Origin of the sequence: Enhydrobacter sp., assembly GCA_025808875.1 — a bacterium.
Taxonomy (GTDB): Bacteria; Pseudomonadota; Alphaproteobacteria; order Reyranellales; family Reyranellaceae; genus Reyranella.
Window position 1 is genome coordinate 1,138,359 of record CP075528.1, and the last position, 24,389, is coordinate 1,162,747.

General features: G+C 61.6%; 27 protein-coding genes. 4 read left to right on the forward strand and 23 right to left on the reverse strand.

Translation table 11 applies throughout. The features are described 5' to 3' along the window. Window positions 1-12: 12 nt before the first annotated feature. The 20 genes from cysD to KIT25_05825 all read right to left on the reverse strand — a co-directional run bounded on the left by cysD (window position 13) and on the right by KIT25_05825 (window position 17,906). Window positions 13-945 (reverse strand): sulfate adenylyltransferase subunit CysD, encoded by a 933-nt coding sequence (gene cysD, locus KIT25_05730; GenBank protein UYN96438.1) that lies wholly within the window; start codon window positions 943-945, stop codon window positions 13-15. A 153-nt stretch (window positions 946-1,098) separates the two neighbouring features. After that, the gene (gene ilvD, locus KIT25_05735; GenBank protein UYN96439.1) at window positions 1,099-2,820 is read right to left on the reverse strand and encodes a dihydroxy-acid dehydratase; all 1,722 of its coding nucleotides are present in this window, start codon (window positions 2,818-2,820) and stop codon (window positions 1,099-1,101) included. A 37-nt stretch (window positions 2,821-2,857) separates the two neighbouring features. Next, on the reverse strand, window positions 2,858-3,889 hold the full coding sequence (gene pyrC, locus KIT25_05740) for a dihydroorotase (protein ID UYN97837.1): 1,032 nt from the start codon (window positions 3,887-3,889) through the stop codon (window positions 2,858-2,860). 15 nt (window positions 3,890-3,904) lie between these two features. Beyond that, window positions 3,905-5,479, reverse strand: coding sequence for a hypothetical protein (locus KIT25_05745; protein ID UYN96440.1), 1,575 nt, complete (start codon window positions 5,477-5,479; stop codon window positions 3,905-3,907). A 28-nt stretch (window positions 5,480-5,507) separates the two neighbouring features. Then, window positions 5,508-6,266 (reverse strand): tellurite resistance TerB family protein, encoded by a 759-nt coding sequence (locus KIT25_05750; protein ID UYN96441.1) that lies wholly within the window; start codon window positions 6,264-6,266, stop codon window positions 5,508-5,510. Between the two features lie 185 nt (window positions 6,267-6,451). Further along, window positions 6,452-6,796 (reverse strand): DUF1476 domain-containing protein, encoded by a 345-nt coding sequence (locus KIT25_05755; GenBank protein ID UYN96442.1) that lies wholly within the window; start codon window positions 6,794-6,796, stop codon window positions 6,452-6,454. Then, a complete protein-coding gene (locus KIT25_05760) occupies window positions 6,796-7,818 on the reverse strand; it encodes a TerC family protein (protein ID UYN96443.1) in 1,023 nt (340 codons plus the stop codon). The genes KIT25_05755 and KIT25_05760 overlap by 1 nt, the downstream gene beginning before the upstream one ends. Window positions 7,819-8,016: 198 nt before the next feature. Further along, window positions 8,017-8,865 carry a universal stress protein gene (locus KIT25_05765; GenBank protein ID UYN96444.1) on the reverse strand — a complete coding sequence of 283 codons (849 nt, stop codon included), beginning with the start codon at window positions 8,863-8,865 and terminating at the stop codon, window positions 8,017-8,019. Window positions 8,866-9,795: 930 nt separating this feature from the next. Continuing rightward, window positions 9,796-10,083, reverse strand: coding sequence for a PilZ domain-containing protein (locus tag KIT25_05770; GenBank protein UYN96445.1), 288 nt, complete (start codon window positions 10,081-10,083; stop codon window positions 9,796-9,798). A 115-nt stretch (window positions 10,084-10,198) separates the two neighbouring features. After that, on the reverse strand, window positions 10,199-10,852 hold the full coding sequence (locus tag KIT25_05775) for a response regulator transcription factor (protein ID UYN97838.1): 654 nt from the start codon (window positions 10,850-10,852) through the stop codon (window positions 10,199-10,201). 8 nt (window positions 10,853-10,860) lie between these two features. Next, window positions 10,861-11,871 carry a GHKL domain-containing protein gene (locus KIT25_05780; GenBank protein UYN96446.1) on the reverse strand — a complete coding sequence of 337 codons (1,011 nt, stop codon included), beginning with the start codon at window positions 11,869-11,871 and terminating at the stop codon, window positions 10,861-10,863. 204 nt (window positions 11,872-12,075) lie between these two features. Then, window positions 12,076-12,360, reverse strand: a complete 285-nt coding sequence (locus tag KIT25_05785; GenBank protein UYN96447.1) for a hypothetical protein — start codon at window positions 12,358-12,360, stop codon at window positions 12,076-12,078. Window positions 12,361-12,483: 123 nt separating this feature from the next. Beyond that, window positions 12,484-13,392, reverse strand: a complete 909-nt coding sequence (locus KIT25_05790) for a hypothetical protein (protein ID UYN96448.1) — start codon at window positions 13,390-13,392, stop codon at window positions 12,484-12,486. Window positions 13,393-13,461: 69 nt separating this feature from the next. Beyond that, entirely contained in the window at window positions 13,462-13,677 is a 216-nt protein-coding gene (locus KIT25_05795) for a hypothetical protein (protein UYN96449.1), read from the reverse strand. 775 nt (window positions 13,678-14,452) lie between these two features. Next, window positions 14,453-15,301: a universal stress protein gene (locus KIT25_05800; protein ID UYN96450.1), complete on the reverse strand. Its 849-nt coding sequence runs from the start codon at window positions 15,299-15,301 to the stop codon at window positions 14,453-14,455. A gap of 76 nt (window positions 15,302-15,377) precedes the next feature. Further along, entirely contained in the window at window positions 15,378-16,268 is an 891-nt protein-coding gene (gene htpX, locus KIT25_05805; GenBank protein ID UYN96451.1) for a protease HtpX, read from the reverse strand. A gap of 166 nt (window positions 16,269-16,434) precedes the next feature. After that, complete coding sequence (locus tag KIT25_05810; protein ID UYN97839.1) at window positions 16,435-16,704, reverse strand: zf-TFIIB domain-containing protein; 270 nt, start codon at window positions 16,702-16,704, stop codon at window positions 16,435-16,437. A 30-nt stretch (window positions 16,705-16,734) separates the two neighbouring features. Beyond that, window positions 16,735-16,914: a DUF465 domain-containing protein gene (locus KIT25_05815; protein UYN96452.1), complete on the reverse strand. Its 180-nt coding sequence runs from the start codon at window positions 16,912-16,914 to the stop codon at window positions 16,735-16,737. Between the two features lie 64 nt (window positions 16,915-16,978). Beyond that, the gene (locus tag KIT25_05820) at window positions 16,979-17,569 is read right to left on the reverse strand and encodes a hypothetical protein (GenBank protein ID UYN96453.1); all 591 of its coding nucleotides are present in this window, start codon (window positions 17,567-17,569) and stop codon (window positions 16,979-16,981) included. A gap of 7 nt (window positions 17,570-17,576) precedes the next feature. Further along, a complete protein-coding gene (locus tag KIT25_05825; GenBank protein ID UYN96454.1) occupies window positions 17,577-17,906 on the reverse strand; it encodes an HPF/RaiA family ribosome-associated protein in 330 nt (109 codons plus the stop codon). Between the two features lie 113 nt (window positions 17,907-18,019). On the opposite strand from KIT25_05825, the gene nhaR reads away from it, so the two are divergent. Next, on the forward strand, window positions 18,020-18,925 hold the full coding sequence (gene nhaR, locus KIT25_05830) for a transcriptional activator NhaR (protein ID UYN96455.1): 906 nt from the start codon (window positions 18,020-18,022) through the stop codon (window positions 18,923-18,925). 66 nt (window positions 18,926-18,991) lie between these two features. On the opposite strand, the gene KIT25_05835 is transcribed toward nhaR, so the two are convergent. After that, window positions 18,992-19,336: a winged helix-turn-helix domain-containing protein gene (locus KIT25_05835; protein UYN96456.1), complete on the reverse strand. Its 345-nt coding sequence runs from the start codon at window positions 19,334-19,336 to the stop codon at window positions 18,992-18,994. A gap of 376 nt (window positions 19,337-19,712) precedes the next feature. Between KIT25_05835 and KIT25_05840 the strand changes: the two genes are divergently transcribed. Genes KIT25_05840 through KIT25_05850 form a run of 3 tightly spaced genes read left to right on the forward strand, consistent with a single transcriptional unit; the run spans window position 19,713 to window position 21,470 of the window. Continuing rightward, the gene (locus KIT25_05840) at window positions 19,713-20,099 is read left to right on the forward strand and encodes a hypothetical protein (protein ID UYN96457.1); all 387 of its coding nucleotides are present in this window, start codon (window positions 19,713-19,715) and stop codon (window positions 20,097-20,099) included. 45 nt (window positions 20,100-20,144) lie between these two features. Continuing rightward, window positions 20,145-21,140 (forward strand): sodium-dependent bicarbonate transport family permease, encoded by a 996-nt coding sequence (locus KIT25_05845; GenBank protein ID UYN96458.1) that lies wholly within the window; start codon window positions 20,145-20,147, stop codon window positions 21,138-21,140. 18 nt (window positions 21,141-21,158) lie between these two features. Beyond that, window positions 21,159-21,470 (forward strand): hypothetical protein, encoded by a 312-nt coding sequence (locus tag KIT25_05850; protein ID UYN96459.1) that lies wholly within the window; start codon window positions 21,159-21,161, stop codon window positions 21,468-21,470. A gap of 47 nt (window positions 21,471-21,517) precedes the next feature. Here KIT25_05850 and KIT25_05855 read toward each other — a convergent pair whose 3' ends face one another. Further along, window positions 21,518-22,759: a bifunctional folylpolyglutamate synthase/dihydrofolate synthase gene (locus tag KIT25_05855; protein UYN97840.1), complete on the reverse strand. Its 1,242-nt coding sequence runs from the start codon at window positions 22,757-22,759 to the stop codon at window positions 21,518-21,520. Between the two features lie 136 nt (window positions 22,760-22,895). Beyond that, window positions 22,896-24,380, reverse strand: a complete 1,485-nt coding sequence (locus KIT25_05860) for an NADP-dependent isocitrate dehydrogenase (protein ID UYN97841.1) — start codon at window positions 24,378-24,380, stop codon at window positions 22,896-22,898. Window positions 24,381-24,389 lie beyond the last annotated feature (9 nt).

Here is a 24,389-nt window from a genome sequence, read left to right on the forward strand (position 1 = left end):
GCGTGTCGCGCATCAGAAATATCCTTCCTGTTTCTTGCGCTCCATCGATCCGGGCTGATCGTGGTCGATCAAGCGTCCCTGGCGCTCGCTCATGCGCGTCGACCGCATCTCGAGCAGGATGTCGGCAAGCGTGGCGGCGGTGCTATCGATCGCCCCGGTATAGGGATAGCAGCCGATGGAGCGGAACCGGACCGACCTCTTTTCGGGGGACTCTCCCGCCTCGAGCGGCATGCGGTCGTCGTCCACCATGATCCAGGTGTCTTGGCGCCGGACGACGGGCCGAGGTTTCGCGAAGTAAAGAGGAACGAGGGAGATGCCTTCGATCCAGATGTAGTCCCAGACGTCGCGCTCGGTCCAATTTGACAGCGGAAATACACGCATCGACTCGCCGGGGGCGAGGCGCGTGTTCCAAGCATGCCAGAACTCCGGCCGCTGCGTCTTTGGCTCCCAGCGCTGCGCTGGGTTGCGGTGTGAGAAGATGCGCTCCTTGGCGCGCGACTTCTCCTCGTCGCGGCGTGCGCCGCCGATCGCAGCATCGAAACCCCAGCGCGCCATTGCTTGCTTCAGTCCCTCGGTCTTCATCGCATGGTTGTAGACCGCCGAAGATGCGGTGAACGGCGTGATGCCAGCGCGCGCGGCTTCCTCGTTCGTGTGAACGAGGAGTTCGAACCCAAGGCGCGCGGCGATGCTGTCGCGGTGGGCGATCATTTCCCGGAACTTCCATCCGGTATCGACATGCAGCACCGGGAACGGCAGCGGCGCCGGTGCGAATGCCTTTTGCGCCAGATGCAGCAGGACCGAGCTGTCCTTGCCGATCGAGTAGAGCAGCACGGGCCGCTGAAAACAGGCGGCAACCTCTCGGATAATGGCGATCGACTCGGCCTCGAGCCGGCGTATGTGCGAGAATCGTTCATCAACTCGGCTGGGAGCTTCGATGACTGTCATATCAGCATGGTCTCTCGACTTGTGCGGCCGCCGAGAAGATGGCGGCTTCTTGAGCTTCCAAGTGTCACTTGCAGAGGCGGCGCGCGGCCAGGTCGCCACGACACGGTGCGTGCAGCCGCGAATGGCCGTGGGGCATTCAGCTTCGCCCGGCTTTCAAATGTCGGCATAGCAGTGCGTCTCCGCGGCGGACCCAGGGTGGGTGACCGCGCCTTTCGAGGCGGGCCCCACGGTCTGCGCAAATTTCCAAAGCGCGCCTGACTGGAAGTCGTGACGATGCGGTCGCCACGCCTTGCGCCGAACCTCCAGCTCTTCGGCCGAGAGCTCCACGTCAAGCGTACCCGCCTCGGCATCGATGGCGATGATGTCACCGTCCTTCAGCAATGCGATCGGGCCGCCAACGGCCGCTTCCGGATCGACATGCCCAATGCAGAAGCCGCGCGTGGCGCCGGAGAAGCGCCCGTCGGTGACAAGCGCCACCTTGTCGCCCATGCCCTGGCCGTAAACGGCTGCCGTGGTCGCCAGCATCTCGCGCATGCCGGGCCCGCCTTTTGGCCCTTCATAGCGAATGACGATGACCTCCCCTGACTGGTATTTACGCTTCTGGACGGCGTCGAAGGCCGCTTCCTCGGAGTCGAAGCACCGGGCCGGCCCGCGGAATTGGAGGTTCGTCATACCAGCCACCTTGACGATCGCGCCCTCGGGGGCGAGCGTGCCGCGCAGACCGGCCACGCCGCCGGTGGTGGTGATCGGATCGGAGATCGGGCGAACGATGTCCTGGTCGGTCGGGAAGACTACATCGGCCAGGTTTTCGGCGATCATCTTGCCTGTCACCGTGATGCAGTCGCCGTGCAGATAGCCGCCGTCGAGCAGCGCCTTCAGCAGCACCGACACACCGCCGATCTCGAACAGATCCTTGGCAAGGTAGCGCCCACCGGGTTTGAGATCGGCGATGTAGGGCGTGCGCTTGAAGATCTCGGCGACGGCATGCAGGTCGAAGTCGATGCCCGCCTCGTGCGCGATCGCCGGCAAGTGCAGCGCCGCGTTGGTCGAGCCGCCAGAAGCCGCCACCACGGTAGCGGCGTTCTCCAGTGCCTTGCGGGTGACGATGTCGCGCGGCCTGAGATCGCGCGCCAGCAGGTTCATCACGGCCTTGCCGGATGCTTCCGCGAAGGCGTCGCGGATCTCGTAGGGCGCGGGCGCCCCGGCCGAACCGGGCAGTGCGAGCCCAAGCGCCTCGGAGACGCAGGCCATGGTATTGGCGGTGAACTGGCCGCCGCAGGAGCCTGCGGAAGGGCAAGCGACACATTCGAGCGCGTGCAGCTCGTCGGCGGAGATTTGGCCAGCCTGATAGCCGCCCACCGCCTCGTAGACGTCCTGCACGGTGACGTCCTTGCCGCGGAAGCGTCCCGGCAGGATCGTTCCGCCGTACAGGAACACGCTCGGCACATTGAGGCGGACCATCGCCATCATCATGCCGGGCAGCGACTTGTCGCATCCGGCTAGACCGACCAGGGCATCGTAACAATGGCCGCGCATGGTGAGCTCGACCGAGTCGGCGATCACCTCGCGACTCGCCAGCGATGACTTCATGCCCTGGTGACCCATGGCGATGCCGTCGGTCACGGTGATGGTGGTGAACTCGCGCGGCGTGCCGCCGGCCGCCTTGACGCCCAGCTTGGCCGCCTGCGCCTGGCGGCTGAGCGCGATGTTGCACGGCGCCGCCTCGTTCCAGCAGGTGGCGACGCCGACAAAGGGCTGGGCAATCTCCTTTTCGGTCAGCCCCATGGCGTAGAGGAACGAACGATGCGGCGCGCGCTCGGGACCAACGGTCGTGTGGCGGCTCGGCAGCCTGGATTTGTCGAAGCGATGTGTCATGGGTCGGCCTCGGTTTGTGAATAGGGATCCGTTGCTTTCAATCCGTCGGCGCAATGCGCCAACGGACCACGCCTTCCGGGCAGAACACCCGCACCTGCTCCCTTCCAACCGGCTGGGTTTCGGGTGGCTTCCAAGGTGACTGCACGAGCGTGACGGTCTCGGTATTGGGCGGCAGGCCGTAAAAACGTGCGCCGTTGAGGGACGCGAAGGCTTCGAGCCGATCGAGCGCCCCTTCCTCCTCAAAGACCTGGGCGTACAATTCGAGCGCAACCGGCGCCGTAAAGATGCCGGCGCAGCCGCAGGCCGATTCCTTGTCCCGGACCAGGTGCGGCGCCGAATCCGTGCCGAGGAAGAAGCGGGGGTTGCCGGAGGTCGCGGCGTTCCTTAATGCGAGGCGATGGCCCTCCCGCTTGGCCACGGGCAAACAGTACATATGCGGCCGGATACCGCCCGCGAACATCGCGTTGCGATTGATCATCAAATGATGAACAGTAATGGTGGCTCCGATGGGCCCCTCGGCGTCCTGCACATAGTCCACGGCTTCGGCGGTCGTGATGTGCTCCAGGACGATCCGCAGCGCCGGGAAATCGGCTCGCAGCCGGACAAGCACCTGGTCTATGAACGCCTTCTCCCTGTCGAAGACGTCGACCTCGCCGTCGGCCACCTCGCCATGGACCAGAAGCGGCATGCCGATGGCCTGCATCCGCTCCAACACCGGATAGACCCGGCGGACATTCGTGACACCGGCGTCGGAATTGGTCGTGCTGCGCGCCGGATACATCTTGACCGCGGTGATAACTCCCTCGGCGAAGCCTCGAGCTACCTCCACTGGATCGGTCTCATCGGTGAGGAAGCAGGTCATCAGCGGCTCGAAGATCCAGCCGCGAGGGATCGCGCCCCGGATCCGATCGCGATACGCTGCCGCTTGGGCAGCCGTCGTGATCGGCGGATCGAGATTGGGCATGATAATGGCGCGGCCGAAGGTGCTCGCCGTCCATGGCAGCGCCATCTGCAGCATGGCCCCATCCCGAAGGTGCACGTGCCAGTCGTCAGGCCGAAGGAGGGTCATCTCGTTCACCGGGGGTCACCTTCGCTCCGCTTCGCGCGCCTGGCGCGCATCTTGCGGTTCTATCCAGAGCTCCAGCGGCATGAGGCGGGCCGATTTCTTCAGCTGGTGGCGATCCATGCGGCGGAGCACGTCGTCGAGGAGCCGCACTGCCTCGACAATGAATGGTCCTTTGTTGAGCATCACGCATTCGGCACGCTGCCCCATGGCCGCGTCGGTTATCTCCGCTCGGCTGGGCGCTCCTTGTTCGACCATCCCGGCCAACACCTGGGTCGCCCAGATGACCGGCACATGGGCCGCCTCGCAAAGCCAGAGAATATGCTCTTGGACTTCGCCGATGTTCTCGAAGCCACTTTCGACCGCGAGATCGCCTCGCGCGATCATGACCGCCAGTGGCTGTTGCCCGGCGCCATGCACGATCAGCTCGGGAAGGTTCCTGACGGCGAGCGCGGTTTCGATCTTGATCACGAGAGGCTGCACGGGACGTCCACCGCGTCGTGCTGCCAATTCCCTCTGAATAAGCGTGATGTCCGACGGACGCTGAACGAACGAGAACCCGACGAGGTCGGCATTCTCCGCAACGAAATCGAGATCGTGGATATCCTTCTCGGTCAGAGGCGGAAGATCGAGCGCCGTATCCGGGAAGTTCAGTCCCTTTTTGCGTCTGAGCTTCTCCCCTTTGCTGCGCGCCTGCTCCACGCGAAGCATCGCGCCGTCAGGCTCAATCCTTTCGACGCGCGCTCCAATGCGGCCATCGTCGATGAAGACCCGTGCTCCGACTTCAAGCTGATCAAGTACGGCAGGGAACGTCACACGGATGACGATATCGCCAGCCTTTAGCTGAGCGGGCATTCGACCAGCCAACATGAGAAGGTCGCCGCGGTGGAGCCGCGTCTTCTTCGGCGCGCAGACTTCGGCGATCCGGCATTTCGGGCCGGCGATATCCATGAGGATTGGACAGGTCCTGCCTTGCTCAGCCGCCGCGGCGCGGCTGTTCCCGATCATGGTCGCCCAGGTCTCCGGTCCCCCATGCGCGCAGTTGATGCGCAGGCAATCGGCGCCGGCCCGAATGATGTCAGCCACCAGGGCGCGATCTTCACTGGCTCTGGTCGGCAACGTGACCATGATCCGCGTGCCGGGCCCGTGCGGATCGCTCCCGAAAATCCTGGCCTGCTCTCGCCTCAAAATCCGCTTTCCGTTCCGGAAGGCTAAGGGGACGGGATGGGACACGGCGGGCTCGCCGGCGATTTCGGTCAGCCTCGCGCAGACGGCGTCAAGGGTCGCCATAACGCGGCCCTCACTCCGCCCGAGCGAGGTCAGTCCAAGCGCCGAGAGCTGATGTTGTAGACCGCTTAAATCATGGCGACGAAACGCTAGATACTGCGCGAGATTGATGGCTCCAGGCAGAAAACTCGGCCGAGCCACGTTGGGGGTCCAGTCCTCCACAATGGCTTGGCTCTCCCGAATGACGGCAGCTCGGATGCGAACGATCCTGGACAGGAGGCGCTTCGCAGACACCTTTCGGTCTGCCTCGCGGGTGCGGCCCGCAGCAGGACGTTTCAAGCTCGAACGTTGGATCGCATTCAGCGTCATTGGCTCTCCGATCGCGCGTCCTACAAGATCACGCGGTACCGCGGCCGGCGGCCTCGATGTTCCTGCGCAAAAGCGGATCGAGGCCGAGCTTGTTGGCCAAATCGTCGAGCCAAGCCGCTTCGGCGGGAGTATCGGCATCAATTGCGATGAAGGCTGCCAGGTACACCTGCGCGGCCTCCTCAGGAGAATTCGCAGCGGCGGCGAGTTGCTCCGGCGTATCCGGATGGGCGATCAGAGACTCGAGAAAATGCCGCTCCTCGCCCGGGAGAGCGCTCGCTTCGACGCGCTCGATCAAACGGGAACGCTCGGTCTCGTCAAGGCGACCATCGGCCATGGCCGACGCGATCATCGCACGCAACAGGAGGGTGGCGCTGCTGTCTGCCGGCAGAGCACTTGGTGGCGACAACAGACCGCCCGAAGCCGGTTGTGCCGCACCGGCCTGCTGCGGCGAGAGGCCGCCAAGCGCATCGCGGATGGTTTGCGGAACGAGCGGCTTGCCGTCGCGATAGTTGCTGTAGGCCTTATAGGCGAGCCCTCCGAGCAGGGCGACAGCCCCGATCTGCAAAACGCTGCCGCCGAGCTTCCGCGCGTGCTTGGAGGTCAGGAGCGTGCCCGCCAAACCACCCGCGAGCGCGCCGGTTCCGAGTGCGCCCACATTGCTGGAGAGGTAATCGCCGAGGCCCGCGCGTCTACTGCGGTCGACCGGGTGTCCGACTTCTGTGCCACTTTGCCGTGATGCCGTGTCGCCCGCCAGCACGGTGTTCAGCAGCTTGTTCACGTCGATCATTCTGTTCTCCTGTGATGGACCGGTCGGCTCGTGCCTTTTGCAGACATGCATTCACAGCGCTGCGCTGCGCCGCGGCAGCAGCGCAGCGGCGATTCAGTGCTACGGCACGTGCAGTTCGCACGCGATGGCGCGTCATCTATACGTGCCGAGCGATTTGCCTTCGCCAGTCGTCTCTTCCGGGTCATTCAGTCGGTCTCGCGGGTTTGCACGATCGCCTGACGATGGAACTCACAGAGCTTGCGGCGTACTTCCTCGCGCGTGATGGCAACTCCGCAACGGGTAAGGTCGCCAAAGAGCTTGTCGACGACATCTTCGTCCCCAGGCTCGCAAAAGTCGGCGTGGTGAACCGCTGCCGCGTAGCCTTGAACTCCATCGTCCCGGAGCTGCATCAGTCGACCGGCCCACAAACCCGCGAGCACGTTGCGGCGGGCAAGGACGTTGTCACGTGTGTCGGTGTCTATGCACGAGTCGGTCCCGGTGGAGGATGCGGTGCCGTGTGTCATGGCAGCAATAGGGGCATCGAAGTTCATCAATCATCTCCGGCAGGGCGAGCGTGGGAATGCCTTCCGGTTTCGTCAGTGTCGGCCGCGCGGGTCTTCCAGAGCGAGAACAAGACGCCGCCCGCGATAAGGGACAGGGTCACGCCAAGCGAGATCGCGGGGTCGAGCTTACCGACGATCTGGTTCCAGAAAATCTTGACGCCGATGAAGACGAGCACGATGGCGAGCGCGTATTTCAGATACTCGAAGCGGTGCACCATGGCGGCCAGGGCGAAATAGAGGGCGCGCAGCCCGAGGATCGCCATGATATTGGCCGTGTACACGATGTAGGTGTCCGTCGTAATGGCGAAGATCGCCGGCACCGAGTCGACCGCGAATACCAGATCGGCGATGTTGATCATGACCAGCGCCAGAAACAGGGGCGTCGCAAAGCGCGCGAGCTTGCCTGTCTTCGGGTCTGGTTTGCGGACGAAGAAATGCGAACCGTGCAACTCTGCCGACACCCGCATACGCTTGGACAGAAAGCGCACGATCGGGTTCTTCGACACGTCTTTTTCGCCCTCGCCGACGACGAGGATCTTGATCCCCGTGGCGATCAGAAAGACAGCGAAGATATAGAGCACCCACTCGTACTGCTGCACGAGGGCTGCACCGAGCCCGATCATGATGCCGCGCAAGACCAGCACCGCGATGATCCCCCACAGCAGAGCCCGGTACTGATACTTGGCGGGAATGGCGAAATAACTGAAAATCAGCGAGATGACGAAGACGTTGTCGATCGAAAGCGCCTTCTCCAGAGCGTAGCCCGTGAAGTACTCCATGCCCGAGGTCGGGCCCATGGACCACCACAGCCAAGCACCGAACACGAGCGCGACAGCGATGTAGAACACCGATAGCTTCAGGCTTTCCGCGACACCGAGCTCTTTATCCTTCTTGTGAAGAATGCCGAGGTCGAAGGCGAGCAGCGCGCCGACCACGAAGAGGAAGGCGAGCCATAGCCAGACAGACTTGCCGAGGAAATCGCTGGTCAGGAAATCGGCGAGCAGTTCCATGCGTAATCCTTACTATTCGGGTGTTTGAGAGCACCCGTTGAATGCGTTACGGGCTCCCTATTGCGCCATGCTCGAACGCCAGCGGGACCCGGGGCCTTCGGGAGCGTTTTAGACGTTAGCGAGCGGGCCAATTGCGATAGCGCCGATGGCTCTTGTTCGGGTTGTCGCTCGCCGATGCACTGCCGTATGTGCTCCATCTCAATGTGAGAGGAACACTGGCAGCGGTGGGTTCGCGACGATGGTCTTCGTCGCGCCACCCAGGATGAAGTCGCGCAGGCGGGAGTGCCCGTAGGCACCCATTACGAGCAGGTCGAGGTCGTGCGCGGTTGCATACTCTTCGAGAGCCTGGCCGATTGTCCGGCCGGCGGCGTCTTCCTCCTCCAAGACAGCCTCGATCCCATGACAGGCGAGATGCTCCGCGAGTTCCCCTCCCGAGCTTGTCGTATCGGGCACCTTCTTCTGTGTGATCGTCACCACCCGCACGGTCTTGGCGCGCTGAAGGAGCGGGAGGGCATCCGCCACGGCTCGTGCCGCGGGCCGGCTGAAGTCCCAAGCCACTCCAACGACATCGAGGGAAAAGAACTGCTGCTTTTTGGGCGTTTCCGGGAAGACAATCGTCGGTCGCCCAGAGCCGAGTATCACGCACTTGGCGACTTGCTGCTGTAGGTCCGCGTGCTTGCCGATCGGGACCATCGTGACATCGTGCATCCTGGCGCGTGCAGTCACGATGTCCGGGAGCTGCACCGTGGTGCATGACACGATGATCTGCTGGTGTGTGAGGCCACGCTTCGTCGCCATGCTTTCGAACGCACCGATCAGATTCTGGGCATGCGCCACGCTCCTCCGCCGCGCCGCCGCAATCATGCCCGAGATGTCGAGCAACATGTCCGCAACTATGTTGCTGGCTAGCGGGATCTCGACCTTGAAAGTCAGCGCCGAGATGCGCGCGCCTAACGCCGCGGAGAAGTCGACCGCTTGCTCGACGGCCGCAACCGGGGTCGGATCGGGATAGCTGCTCACGTGAAGCAGGGCGTCGTTGAAAGCCATTCTCTCCAATCCCAGCTTGGTCCGGATGGTTCGGGACGGCATCGCCCTCTTGTGCCGTCGTTGTTCGTCAGTCCGCACGGCGCCTGTTCCTCCCCGTCCGTTTGCCTGTACCTTTGCCGAGCGCAGAGCTGCTTGGTGACGTCGGGGAACGAAGCCGCTGCTCGATTTCAATGGCTGAAGGCTCCGACGCGGTCTGGCCAACGATGCCGCGGTCGGGAAGCCGATCCGCCGGTTTCACGACGATCGTATTGCCGATCGCCGTGATCCAGTCGGCGTGCAAGCACCATCGGTCGGCCCCTGTCAGGCGTCTGAACAACGATCATCAATCCTCCATCCACCCAGATTCTTGAGCATGTGCGGAATGTGGGCTTGATTGATCGTCAAAAAAAGCAGATTAATAATAGTGCTTTGATCGAGAAAAACTGCGGATCGGAGTACAAGCAGCCACACTACGCTGGACGGTCACGAACCAGCATCGAGCGCGCTGCCGAGCAGCTGCGTCTCGCCCGCAGACCATCAGAACGGAACACTCAAGGAAGCCTTCGGAACAGCGCCATTCCGCCGCGCGGGGCGCGTGCCGACTGGAGCTGTCCCGCGGCGGGACAATTGACTGTGTCCGACGCAAGTGCTCTCACGGCATCCTTCTGAACGCTCAAGGGCCGAAAAGCCTTACGCTAGCTGCGCAATCTCAAGCAGACCGCGGAGCGGCTGGCTGGTGTTATGCGGCGACCATACCGCGCTGAACGGAACTGGTTTCGGTTCATCGGTTCATCGGTTCATCGTGCAGTGGCACGAATCCAACGCCGGGAAAAGGAACTGAGCTAGTGGCTTCACCGGAAAAGGGTGATGCCATATTGACCTTATCAGGCCGCGATTTTCCGATCGTGAGATCGCCCTTCACCGATCAACATCCTTTCCAAGCGTCCCGGCTTACACCCGAGTGACACCAATTCGCTTCCCGCGGCGCCAAATAACTCGATAGTCGGCCTTTATGCCGGCATCTTCGACCAGCAACTCGAACTGGTCAGGAATCCCAACAGGCGAGTCGATTTCGAGGCATGCGCCAGCGTCGGAGATGTTCCGAACAATGCAGTTAAAGACCGAAGATTGCTGATTGAAGATGATCTTGCCGGAGAACAGCGTTCGGCGGCGGGGCGCATCTCGACGCTCCTCGGCAGGAGTGGCGGCTGCATCTAAATTTTCGTTCGACCGATTCATCGCCAGCCTCAAACAACGCTGGGAGAATCTTACAGTTGCTGCGACCTATCGCTTCTTAAGAACCACGCCCGCATGCCGTGTGCATTCGCATCGCAGGAATATACCAAAGTATACTCTAGAGTTTGAGGTCCAACGCCTCACTCTCAGTTCCGTGGATGCGCTCGGCGAAACGCACGAGGTCGGCAAGCGAATCCGCGCCCATTTTCCGCATCACCTGACCCCGCCGCACCTTGACCGTGATCTCGCTGACCTCAAGCTTTCCAGCGATTTGCTTGTTCAATAGACCTTTAACGACGAGGTCCATGACTTCGCGCTCGCCATCCGAGAGGCTGGCATAGCGCCGGCGCAGTTCCTCCTTGACGCCACTCTCCTGCCGTCGGGCCCGATCGCGAGTAATACTCTGCTGGATTGCATCGAGCAGGTCTTGCTCCCGAAAGGGTTTGGTCAAGAACTCGACCGCCCCTGCCTTCATGGCCCTCACGGACATCGGGATGTCGCCGTGCGCTGTAATGAAAACGACAGGGATATGAATGCAAAGCGACCCCATCTCTTCCTGGAAATCCAGCCCACTCAGTCCCGGCATGCGCACGTCAAGCACGATGCAGGCAGGGGCATCAGGTCGCTCGCTGCGCACGAAATCCTGAGTCGATGCGAACAGCATTGAGCGCAAACCGACCGAAGCCAGCAGGTCTTCAAGGGAGTCACGGACGGATTTGTCATCGTCGATGACGTAGACAATCGGCCGGTCTTTCTCGCTATCTGTTGTCATCGACAGTGTCATACACCAAGCTTATGTCCCCGCAGGGTGAAATGAAATTCTGCCCCACCGCCCGACCTTGGGCCGGCCCAAATCCGTCCACCATGCGCTTCGACGATCGAACGGCTGACCGCAAGTCCGATTCCCATCCCATCCGATTTCGTGCTGTGGAATGCGTCAAATACCCCCTCGGCCTCGTCGAGCGCTATGCCGCAACCGTTGTCCGCGATCGAGAACTCGACGAACCGGCCATCATTGGAAGACAGCTCTATTGTAATTTCGCGCCGCTCTGGCGGCGTCTTCGCCATAGCCTCCATCGCGTTCAGGATGATGTTGAGCAACACCTGCTGAATTTGAATGCCGTCCGCAAAGACCAGGGGCAAATCCTTCGCAACATGGGTGCGGATGACGATGTGATTCTGGTCCAACTCGCCTCGGCTGAGCGCGATGGTCTCGTTAACGATCGCAGCGGCGTTTAGCCACTCGGCCTTCGGTTCGACGCGCTTCGCGAGGCTGCGTACACGTTCGACTACGCTGCTAGCACGATTCGCATCGCCAATTATCCGTTCAAGCGCCTGCCGCGCCTTGCTGAGATTGGGCGGCTCCGCCGCCAGCCAACGCAAGCCTGCGTTCCCGCTATTTATGACGCCTGTCAGGGGTTGATTGATCTCGTGCGCGATGGACGCGGTCAGCTCACCAAGAGAGTTGACGCGAGCAAGCCGAACGAGTTGCGCACGAGCTTCATGCTCGGCAAGGATCGCCGACGATTTCGTCAAAGCTAGATATGTGGTGCCGACGATGGCGCCGATGCTCAGCGCGCAGTTTATCACGCCCGCTTCATAGGCCCCGGATCGGGTGAACATGAAGCTCGCCAGCGTCAGGACAACGCAACTCGCAGCAACGACAAGGACGCTGCGCGCTCGCAGGAAACCGGCCGCAATGAGAACGACCGCGACATAGAACACCGCGACGGCGATCTCCAGATCGGTGATCGTGTCCGCGATGAAGACGACCACCATCAGGCCGAGCATCAGCACCCACCGCAGAGCGGTGCCTGTCCCCGCCAGGCGCTGGTGTCTTCCCATCAAGGGCTCGTTCCTTCCATATGCGTAAGGCCCCCGCCGAAACTACTTCTGAGCTTCGGCTTTATACATGCTTTCTCCCGATCACTCGACGGCGGAGAGACGCCAGCGGGCCGCCGTGACCAACGGTTCAAGGCTGAGGCGGCCGACGATCTACTCGAGCATGCGATCCTGGCGGCTGTCCGCTCGCACCGAGGCCGTCACCTCGACGCGACTACTGTCCTCGATGTTGCTGCTTTCGAGGTCGCGAATATAGAGCGTCGAGCCGAGGTCTCGCAGGAGAAGAGCGCGGACGTGGGCCTCGGCTTCACCGTGACAGATGATCGAGATTTCATAGGCTGCATCCGCATCACTCATGGAAATGGGACGCCGCCCGATCATAGTGACCAGCGGACGCAAGACGAGATTCACGCCGATAACGAAAACGGTCGCGATCATTGCCTGGGGATAGAAGCCTGCGCCGCGCAGGACGCCGACGGCGGCCGAGCTTCTGCCGCTCTGCGCCGAAAGAAGCGTCGGCCCCGTCGGAAAGGTCGCGCTGCTGCGCTTATGACGTCACCGTCATCTCAGCCAGCCCTTCCGTCGGATGTAGATGAGCGGCAGAAGCGCGGCCGCCAGCGTCATGGCAATGGTCACGGTGAAGCCCCACCGCCACGAGAGTTCCGGCATGACCGCGAAATTCATGCCGTAGAAGGTCGCAACGAGAGTTGGCGGTAGGAATACGGCAGTGATGATCGTGAACACCTTGACGATCTGGTTTTGCTTGACACCCAGCGATGTCATGACCGACTGTTGGAGATAACGCGCCTTCTCGTGTTCAAACGTCGCGTGTTCCTTCACGCCCTGGATGTCGGCCTGCAGATTTTCGATCTCGGCGCGTGACTCGGTGTCCCGAGTGCCAACCTCGGTTTTGAGGTAGCGAGCGCACCGGGCCAAGTCCAGTTGGGACTCCTGAACACGCGCGATCAATTCCTCGACCTCATTCAGCCGCTGCATCGTCTCGTAGACATCGCTGACGCCGATCTCGCGTCCCTTTTCATCCCGTCCGCCGGTCAGGCGCAGGATGTCGTCATTCATCGACTCCAATGAAATACTGACCGCCTCGACGACCTGATCCGATGCCAGATTCATGGCGCGGAGGATCGCGCGCATCGCGTCCTTTCCGCTCTTGGCGATGTCAGGACTGCTCGCAAGCCGCTGCGCAAAGCGATCCAGCGGCGCAAGTTTTCGGGCCGGTTCAAGCGTAATGAGGGGACCGTCGCCAAGCGCGAAGATCACCGTCTCAGCGTGGAACTCGTCGCCAAGCCGCAGGGTCAGAGTGACGGGCAGGTAGTAGTACAGATCGTCTTCGGACAGCTCTTCCGTCGCAGCAGGGAAATTGGCCTTCCAATGTCGACGCGCGGCAGCGACCGCATCTTTGTCGTCAGCCGACAGGCGAACCCAAACCTTTTCCGCGACGGTGGTTTCCACTTGTTCCATCGTGACCATAACTTAGACCTTCTCTCATTATCTTGCGGTGCTCTGTTCGCGCTCCTTCAACTATTTTCCGGTTGTCGAGAAATGCTGATGCGACGGTGACGACGACGATGTTGTCGTTTCCTGGCCCGCCGGCTGAAAATGATGGACAGCGAGCAGCGCCCCACAAATCAGCAGATAAAGCGCGACGGTCGAAATAATAACCTCACGCTCCAGCGTCGGAGCAATCCTGTTATTTCCACCATTCTTAGTGATACGATCCATCTTCGTAATCAGCATGACAATCCTCTATATGTTTTGGCGTGAGCAAACTCCGCAGGGCCGTGCGCCCTCCGTCGTGTCGGCTCAGTTGGCGATCAATATTCGGGAGAGGGCGCCCGACGATCCGGGAGCGTTGCGTCTGAAGCTCCCCGGAAAAACATGTGCAACGGGCGGCCTCGATGACGATTGAAACCCCCGGAGCGTCAGGGCGACGCCTGATGCTTCATCGCTGACGCGGCATATGTTGGGGTAGCGCGCGCAATAAGTGCTCATGACTCACCTCGTGTCAGCCGCCTTGGCTGTCACGAGCGAGCCATGCGTCTAGGCTCGGCCGGACGGCCTCAGCGGCGTGTGCTGTCGACTACTGTCGCTAGGCATCAGTTTGGTCCCAGACTTGCCCAAGCGCGCCTCAGCGCGCTGGACGGTGTGGCGGCTGTGTAAACTGCCAACGTCGGCAATGCCAGGGCGCGTGAGGAAAGCCACGCCAGCCGAAGGTATCGCGTCGATATACTTTCGTATATCATAGGAGTTGTTTCGGCCGTTGCTCTCAGAATTCCCGCGCGGTTCATCTGGTAAACTGCGTGTATCAGGCCGAGTTGCTGCCAACCCGTGTCGCGCGGCAAGTCGTCCTCGACGCACCAGCGACATTCAATGCGACCCGTAGCAGGATTGACGTGCCAGTGTGAATGCGGCCGGGGCGCAAGCTGCCGATCCAGTACTTCCTATAGCCGTTGATGATCATTGGCGTTGTCGTCCTGGCTCTCCGCCGTCGCGCAGCAGTCGACGCGGCACCTCAATGCGACAGGAGCACCGGCAACGATGGGTAGGCGATGATGGTCTTCGTCGCGCCGCCCAGGATGAATTGGCGCAGGCGGGAGTGCCCGTAGGCCCCCATCACGAGCAGGTCGATTGCATGCGCGGTCGTATACTCTTTGAGAGCTTGCCCGATCGTCCGCCCGGCGGCCTCTTCCTCCTCTAGGACAACCTCGATGCCATGAAAGGCGAGATGCTTCGCCAGGTCCGCACTTGAGTGGTTCGTATCAATCGTCTTTTCCTGTGTGATCGTCACCACCCGCACCGTCTTGGCGCGCTCCAGGATCGGGAGGGCATCGGCCACCGCCCGTGCCGCCGCCCGGCTGAAATCCCAAGCCACTCCGACGACGTCGAAAGACAAGGAACCACTGCGTTCTGGTACTTCGGGGAGGATAATCGTGGGGCGTCCAGAGCCGAATATCACGCTCTCGGCGACATATTGCTGAAGCGTCGCCTGCTCGCCGATCGGGATCATCGTGATATCGTGCATCCTGGCATGTTCGGTCACGATGGCCGCCAGCTGCGAGGTCGTGCACGACTCGACGATCTGCTCGTGTGGAACGCCGCGCTTCGTCGCCATGCTTTTGAACGTGCTGATCAGACTCTGGGCATTGGCCGCGCTTTTCTGCCGCTCGGCCGCAACCATTCCCGGGATGTCGAGCAGCGTATTCGCAAGCACGTTACCGGCGGTCGGAATCTCTATTTTGAAAGTGAGCGCTGAGATGCGCGCGTCCAGCGCCCCGGCGAAGACGACAGCTTGCTCGATTGCCGCGGCCGACGTCGGCTCCGGATAGCTGCTCAACTGGAGCAAGGCGTCCTTGAAAGCCATTCTTTTTATCTCCTCAATTGATCTGCTGCTTCACATTGACCGCATCACACGGCTCACCTTGCGTCCGCTTTCATCTTCACCTTGCAAATTCCTTATCCGCGTTTTCCAACGCTGCGATCCGCTCTTCCAAAGCCGGATGCGTTCTGAACAGGCGCATCAGTCCGCCCCGTGCCGTCCCCGAAATGCCGAATGCGGCCATCTTGTCCGGCAGAGACGCCGGCTGCAGCGCCGCCAAACGGCGCAGGGCGGCGATCATGTGCCGCCGGCCGGCGAGCTCGGCGCCACCCCGGTCGGCGCGGAATTCCCGCTGGCGGGAGAACCACAAGACGATGATCGATGCGAGGACGCCAAGCAGTAATTCGGCGACAATCATCGTGACGAAGAAAGCAGGACCGTGACCGCTCTCGGTCCTGAACACCACCCGGTCAACCACATGGCCGATCACCCGCGACAGGAACATGACGAAGGTGTTGACCACGCCCTGGATGAGCGCCATCGTCACCATGTCGCCATTGGCGGCGTGCGACACCTCGTGCCCGAGCACCGCCTCGGCCTCTTCCCGGCTCATCTGCTGCAAGAGGCCAGTCGACACGGCGATGAGGGAGGCATTCTTGCTCATGCCGGTGGCAAAGGCGTTCACCTCCGGCGAGTCGTAGACCGCAACCTCGGGCATCTTGATGCCGGCGACCTGGGCCTGGCGGGCGACGGTTTGCACCAGCCACTGTTCCATCGGCGTCTTCGGTTGGGAGATGACCTGGGCGCCGACCGCACGCTTGGCCGTCCATTTCGAGAGGGCAAGGGAAATGAAGGCGCCGCCGAAGCCGAAGACGGCCGCGAAGATGAGCAAAGCGTTGAGATTGAGGCCCTGTTCGTTGAGGTAGGGTTCGACCCCCAGCAAGCGCAGGGTGATCGACAGCACCAGCACCACGGCCAAATTGGTTGCCAGAAAAAGCGCAATGCGTTTCACCCGGCGCTCCTCACGAAATGTCTGCGACCAGAATCTTCATAGTCCCACGCGCCCAACTCGGCGTAGCGGCGAAGCGATTGACCTCTTGCCGCTGCGCCTGAAGCGCTGATGCTCCACGTCTGCCGTCGTCGTCCGGCCATCCGCGTGGCGCGCACGGCGCTTCCCCTCAGTCGAAAAAGTCTGACAAGAAGGATCTCTTGCGCTTCTTGTGGCCGTAGCTGCGATGATCATCGTCATCGTCGTAGTGGCGTTGCTCACGGATTTCGCGCGACCCGGTCGTGCGGGCTGCAGGCGACGCATCTTCGGTGCTGCGAGCGATGATCTTGTCGAGCTCGCCCCGGTCAAGCCACACTCCGCGGCAGGTCGGGCAATAGTCGATCTCGACGCCTTGTCGGTCGGACAGCACCAACCCGGTCTTGCAGGTCGGACAGGGCATCGCCGCCACAGTTTCCTCGGTTCGCATGGTTCAAACCCTCTCCTGCCGACCGAAGCGGACGAGCAACTGCAGGCGATCCTTCACCGCGAGCCTGAGCTTTTTCAGCCGCAGCAGTCTGATGCCGTCGGGAAAACGCCGCTTGTGCTCGTGTCGAATCGCATCGTCGAGCTGGCCGTGGACGACCGTCAGCTTGTATATCAAAGCACTCATACTCATAGCCTTTCTCCGGTTGGTTGTTTGAGATGTGGTCCTCGCGGTACTCCTCGCCAAATTCCTACTGAGCCGGAACCGTCAAACGAATCTCCACACGCTCCTCCACCTGGCGGAACAGCAAGAGATCGATTGACTCTTGGTCGCGCTTGAAGCGGTGATGTTCGGCCTCGGGCGATCCATTCACCACCTCATGGGCGTATCCTGCGGCCGCGAAGCCTTGAACGTAGTGCGCTCGCACGGCCTCAAAAGCGGCGCGCCCGGCATAGCGGACCTCGACCGTCTTCTCCCCGCGCGCGAAATAGCTGCGCACCAGGCCGGGAAAGCGCGGCACGGGCCCCGCATCGGTGCCGCTGACGTCGCTCGCCGGCGGGTTTTCCGCGAGATCCGGCACCCACTGTCCGATCTGTTCTTTCAGGCCTGGCACCACCTGTTCGATCTGCGTCGCCGCATCGTTGGCAAGGCGCCTGCCTGCCTCGGTTGCCGTCGGAAACTGCCCCCACAACCAGGACAGCAACGCGATCCCGGCCCAGGTCACCAGACCGAGGATCCCGACAACGGCGGCAACCAGGATCAGCCAGGTGCGCGCCCGCACCTTGCTCAAAGCCGAGACGGCCAGCGCCGAAAACCGATGCTTATGGAGGGGGCTGCGCATCACCGCCTCACGAAGCCCGTTCACTGAAGGTGTCGCGCACGCGCCGCAGGCGGCGCCCCAGAGTCCGCTTGGCCCGATCCGCGGCGCGATTCACCGCGACATGAAAGTCCGCCTCTGTCTCCTCGATGACGATATCTGACCGCCCGTTCAGCCGAACGCGCAGACTGCAGCGCTTGTCTATGCCGCCCTTCGGTCCGTTGATATCGGACAAGACTACGGCAACGCCGCGAATGTGCTCTGGAAATTGCGACAGTGCGAATGCCAGCCGATATTCCACATGCTCACGCAGCTCCTCTGTGAGGTCCGCGTTACGCACTTGAATCGCGATTCTCATCATTCCTCCATCCACCAGCCGAGTTCGCGCAGTATCTAGGCTTGATCGATCATCAAAAAAAGCAGATAATCCGGTGTGTTTCAGTCGAAAAAAACTGCTGATTGGATTGGCCGGCCGTGTTGAATTACAAGCAGCTGCACTATTTCTGGAAGGTCGCGAAGGCCGGCAGCATTGCGCGCGCCGCCGAGCAGCTGCGTCTGGCGCCGCAGACCATCAGCGCCCAGATCGGCACGCTGGAGGAAGCGCTCGGAACCGAGCTGTTCCGCCGCGCCGGGCGGCGGTTGGAATTGACTGCGGCGGGGCAGTTGACCCTTTCCTACGCCGACGAGATCTTCCAGATCGGAAGAGAGCTGGAGGAGACGGTGCGCAACCGCCCCGGCCGCAGCGACATGCTCTTACGGGTAGGGGTGGCGGACGTCGTGCCGAAGTCGATGGCCTATCACCTGCTCGCTCCGGCACTGACTAGTGCCGGGCGTGTGCGGTTGATCTGCCGGGAAGACAAGCTGGATCGGCTGTTCGCGGAACTCGCCATCCACAAGATGGATCTCGTGATCGCCGACCGGCCGCTGCCCTCCGAACTGGGGGTGAAAGGCTACAGCCACGCTCTCGGGCGCACACCGATCGCCTTCTATGCCGTGCGCCCACTAGTCGCACGCTATCGGAAGGATTTTCCACGATCCCTCCACGGCGCCCCCATGCTCATCCCGAGCGATGGCGCAACCATGCGGGGGGCGCTTACGCGGTGGTTCAGTGAACATCAGATCGAACCGCGCATTGTCGGCGAGTTCGACGACACCGCGCTGATGAAGGCCTTCGGCAAGGCGGGTGCTGGTATTTTCCCTGCACCGACAGTACTGGCCGACGAGATTCGCAGCCAATATGAAGCTGAAATCATCGGCCGCGCCGACAGCGTCGCAGCAAAATATTACGCCATCTCCATCGAACGCAAACTGACCCATCCGGCCGTCGTGGCGATCAGCGAAGCAGCGAAGACGGAACTGTTCGTCGACGACAAGCGCTAGCCCCTGTCTCGTCTCAAGCGGATCGCTCGCCGCAATCGCCCACGACGAAGACAAAGATAGATGCGGTCAAGCCCGGCGAGCGCCTTTGCGAGAGGGTTGGGCGTGCGCTCGTCTTCCGGTCACCATCCCGATCAGTCCGGCGATGGTGCAATGGCTTTCGACCGGATGCCGGAGGAACAAGTTGTCATGGACGAGGTAGCGATTGGCGCGACCTTCACGCATGCGGCTGAGATACCCTGCCTCCTCCAATTCGGCGACGATGCGCTGCACGGCGCGCTCCGTGATGCCGACCCGGACTGCAACCTCGCGCATTCTCGCTGCCGGCTTCTCGACCAGGCAGAGCAGCACATGGGCGTGGTTGGTCAGAAAGGTCCAGCTGGCAGAGGAGGTATCAGATTTGGAGTTTGCCATTGCCTGCATCCGCGAGAGCCCCTATAAGGAAAGTGCGAAACTGATTTCGTGTCTTTTATATCGTGTTATGAAGTTCGTATGTAGGGGCAATAACGGTTAATCATGTCCTGGTCACCCGTGTCCGGAAGGCGATGGCGCGACCTGACCGGGTCATACCGCCAGACGCATACGAACCGCCCGACGCCAGAGGGGCAATCAAGGAGTGCTGCCGGTGTCAGACTTCGCCAACTGCTTCTTGCTCCTGGTCCGGTCCAGTGATGACGTTCCCCGCGCTTGCCGGGAGGCGGGAGAGTTTCTGGCATTTCAGCGCGCGCGGCTCCCGACAGTGCATGCGCAACAGGACCGGCGGTTGGTCGGAGTATGGATAGACCCCGTGATGGTGGACGCGCTGCCTGAAATATGCGGCGTGGGCTTGGCTTCTCGCGCGTGCCAATTCCAGATTCGCGAAAGCGTCGGCGTGAGTGGAATATGGTGCCTGTGCTGGGTTGATGCTGATCATGCAAGGAAATCATCCGACCTCGTTACGACACGCAAAACACTGGTGTCAGCCCTGATCGAGGAGCAGGCGCCACACCAACAGCCCAGGACTCTGCAGTTTATTCCTGTCTTCGATGCGGACGACAACTGCCGTTCTGCTTTGCTTCATACCGAGCGGCTGCGAGAGTTGTTCCCGGGCCTGATCGGTCAACCCTTGACGTGGAACACAGCGACTGGAGCGTGGGAGGCGCTCACTGGACCTGCCGAACGCGACCGAGCACTTTGAATTCCTTTCTCACATCTTGACCAGCATACAATAGGAAGCGTCCTTGTGGATACGTTGCTCCAGCTTGCCATCGGCAACCTCCTGTCACCGATGGTGCTGTTCTTCGCCTTAGGTGTCGCCGCCGGCTGGCTCAAATCCGATCTCGCCATCCCCGAGCCAATCAGCAAGGGCCTGTCGCTCTACCTGATGCTGGCGATCGGCTTCAAGGGCGGCGTTGAGCTCGCTACCAACGGCGTGGCCGGCACAGTCGCGGTCGCGATGGCCCTGGCGCTCGTGCTCAGTTTCAGCCTGCCTGTTCTTGCTTATGCCTTGCTCCGCACCGCTACACGGCTCGATATTCCGAACGCGGCCGCCGTCGCGGCGCACTACGGTTCCGTCAGCATTGTGACCTTCGTCGCGGCGACCGGCTTTCTGGGATACCGTGCCATACCTTACGAGGGCTACGTGGTGGCAATGCTCGCCCTCATGGAGACGCCGGCCATCGTGACCGGCCTTCTACTTGCTCGTCGCTCTAGCGCCGCCGCGCCGACCACGTCGAGCGCGCCTTTCTTTTCGAGAGAAGTCGCCCGCGAGGTGTTCCTGAGCGGCGGCGTCGTGTTGCTCGGCGGCAGTCTGGCGATCGGCTGGATCACTGGTGACAATGGCATGACCGTTATGGCGCCGGCCATCGTCGATCCGTTCAAGGCCGTGCTTGCCGTCTTCCTTCTCGACATGGGCTTGCTTGTCGGACGCCGACTGCACGACTTCAGAGCGGTGGGCTGGCCGGTGGTGGCGTTCGGCCTTTATATGCCTCTCATCGGAGCCTTAATCGGGCTGTTCGCATCCCATGCCATCGGCCTCTCTCTCGGCGGCATGACGCTTGTCGCCGTGCTCGCGGCCAGCGCTTCCTATATCGTGGTTCCCGCGGCGATGCGCCTCTCATTGCCGCAGGCCAATCCGGCGATCTATGTCCCCCTGTCCTTGGCCGTAACGTTCCCGTTCAACCTGATCGTCGGAATCCCACTCTACCACGCGGCCGCACAATGGATTGCAGGCATGTGAAGCAAGAGGAACATCCCTATGGTGCAGCTCTACCGGAAGAAGAGGATCGATATTGTCGTGGAGGCCGCGCGCGCCCGCGCGATCATCGAGATGATCGAGGCGGTCGGCGCCAAGGGCTACACCATCGTGCCCGACGTCTCCGGCCGCGGCAACCGCGGCGTCCGAGATGAAGGACATCTCTCGGACGTGTTCCGCAACATGCTCATCATCGTCATCGTTGCCGAAGAGATCGCGAACCTGATCGTCGAACAATCGCAGCCGCTCCTCGAAAACTACGCCGGGATCGTGGTGGTTTCCGACGTCGAGGTTATTCGCGACGAGCATTTCTAAGCAAGCAGTGGCAGGGCATCCCTTCCAAATGCGCCACGTCTGACCACTCAAGTGGATGGTAGGCCGTTCGCGGCAAGCACCTCTCCGGCAAGATAGAGCGAACCGGTGATGAGGATTCGCGGTGCCGGATCGAGGCCAAGCGCGGTGATGGCGGCAATCGCTTCCGCGATGCTGTCGCGGGTCTCCGCCGAAATGCCGATGCCGCGAGCTATATGCGCGATCTCCTCGCTTGGCAAAGCCGTGTCCTGCCGGACTGTCACTGCGATGACGGTACGGGTAAGGCCGGCGAAGTTCATGAGAAAGCCTTGGCAGTCCTTGTTCGCGAGCATGCCGACGACGAGTATGAGCGGCCGCGAGACGCGCCTATCAAGATCGGCCAGAGCGTTCGCCACCGCAAGGCCGCCGTCAGGGTTGTGGCCGCCATCCAGCCATAGTTCAGCGCCTTCCGGCGCGAGTTCTACGAGCCGGCCACGGGCGAGGCGCTGCATGCGAGCTGGCCATTCGACGCTGGTGAGCCCCTGCTCAATGGCTGTGTCCGGAATCCTGAGCGCATGAATGCAGCGTAGCGTTGCTATCGCCGTGCCTGCGTTATCGAGCTGATGACGGCCAACCAGACGCGGCGCAGGCAGCTCCATGATTCCGTTGCCGTCCCGAAAGACCATGCGGTCGCGATCAGGCGTCGCTCTCCAGTGCTTGCCACCAATCCGCAGCGGCGTGCGGAGACGCTCGGCGTGTCGTTCGATCACCGTGAGCGCCTGCTGCGACTGCGGTGCGATTATCGCCGGCACACCGCGTTTGAGAATGCCCGATTTCTCCGCCGCGATCAGCTCGATCGTATCGCCCAGAAATTCGTGATGGTCATGCGAGACAGAAGTGATTACGGTCGCGAGCGCGCAGTCGACCACGTTCGTCGCGTCGAGCCGTCCACCCAGGCCTACTTCAAGCAGAAGCACATCGGCGGGATTGCGTGCAAAGAGCAGAAAAGCCGCCGCCGTGGTGATCTCAAAGAAGGTGATCGGATCGCCGGCATTCAAGCGTTCGCAGGTCGCAAGGGCATCCGCCAGTTCGTCATCCTCAACCAGCACGCTGCCACCCAGCCGTGCAAGACGGACGCGCTCGTTGAAGCGAACCAGATGCGGCGAGGTGTAAACATGTACGCCGAACCCAGCCGCTTCCAAGATCGCACGCAGAAATGCAACGGTCGAACCCTTGCCGTTGGTGCCGGCAACATGAATCACCGGCGGCAGGCGGCGCTCAGGATGGCCAAGCCGGCCAAGAAGGCACCACATGCGGTCGAGCGAGAGATCGATCCGCTTGGGATGGAGCGCGAGCAAGCGCGCAAGGACGACATCAACTGCAACCACTCTGAATCACACTCGCCCGCCAATTAACGAATTAACAGGTCCTGAGCCTAGCGCGAATTCTTCATTGACCTTGACCAAGTGAGAAACCTGGCTCCCCATCAAAATTGTAAAGATGCTCAGTCTTGATGAAGTCGACACCCGTATAGGTGAGATTCTTGAGCAGTTCCACGATCATCGCTTTGTTGAATTGCTTGCTCGGCCGCGCGAGATAGCGACAGCGCCAGTGGTCGGTGCAGAAGGTCTCGGGCAGACCATCCGGCCAGACCTTGACGCCCCGATTGGTAATCATGGTGAGCGCGAACAATTCGTTGGTCGCCGCCTGCATATCGCGGGCGAGTTCGTCCACGGGCTTGGTTGCATGGACGAAGACGTCTATCCCGACCAATTCCTTCTTAGCCGGCTTCTTTGGCCGGGCCTGCGGCACGGCGAAAGGCTTTGACGCAGCGCCAGGCGCGACACTGCGCAACGTCTTCGGCGTATGGTCAAGCCGCTCGATCACGGCCTCGGCAAAGGCTGCTGTGCCGACCTTCTGCTTGGATACGCCTTCCTTGAAAACATCATAGGTATGAATGCCGTCTTCGATCGTCTTGAGCCAGGCATTGTGCACGCGTCTGGCCACCTCGGTTTGGCCGATATGCGCCAGCATCATGACACCGGCTAAGAGAAGGCCGGAGGGGTTGGCCACATCCTGGCCGGCTCGCCGCGGTGCGCTGCCGTGGATCGCTTCAAACATGGCGCATTGCTCGCCGATGTTGGCCGACGGCGCGAGGCCGACGGAGCCTGCGATCTGGGCGGCTACATCGCTCAGAACATCGCCATAGAGATTGGGCATAACGATCACGTCGAAGGCCTGCGGCGTATCCGCCAGTTTCGCTGCGCCGATGTCGACGATCCAGTGCTCGTTCTCGATACCGGGATAGTCAGCGGCGATTTCGTCGAAGACCGTGTGGAACAGGCCGTCGGTCATCTTCATGATGTTGTCTTTCGTGAAGCAGGTGACCTTCCGGCGGCCGTGCGCGCGCGCGTACTCGAAAGCGTACCGGACGATCTTCTCGCAACCCGGCCGCGAGATCAGCTTCAGGCACTGGTAGACCTCGTCGGTCTGCCGATGCTCGATGCCCGCATATAGATCCTCCTCATTCTCGCGAATGATGACCACATCCATGCCGGGATGCTTCGTCGCGATAAAGGGTTGATAGGCGACGCAGGGCCGGACGTTGGCGAACAGGCCGAGGGTCTTGCGCACCGTCACGTTGAGGCTCTTGTAGCCGCCGCCCTGCGGCGTCGTGATCGGCGCCTTGTAGAAGACCCTGGTGCGCCGCAGGCTATCCCAGGCTTCCGGTCCGATCCCGGAGGTGTTGCCTGAAAGATAGAGGCGCTCTCCGATATCGATCGGTTCGATGGCGATGTTCGCGCCGGCCCGAATCAGGACCTTGAGGCTGGCTTTCATGATCTCCGGCCCGATGCCGTCACCGAAGGCGACTGTGACCGGAACGGCGCCATGCCTCCCGGACGGGTTCTCCAAGTCGGTAAGGCCTTCCAACATGAGCCGAGT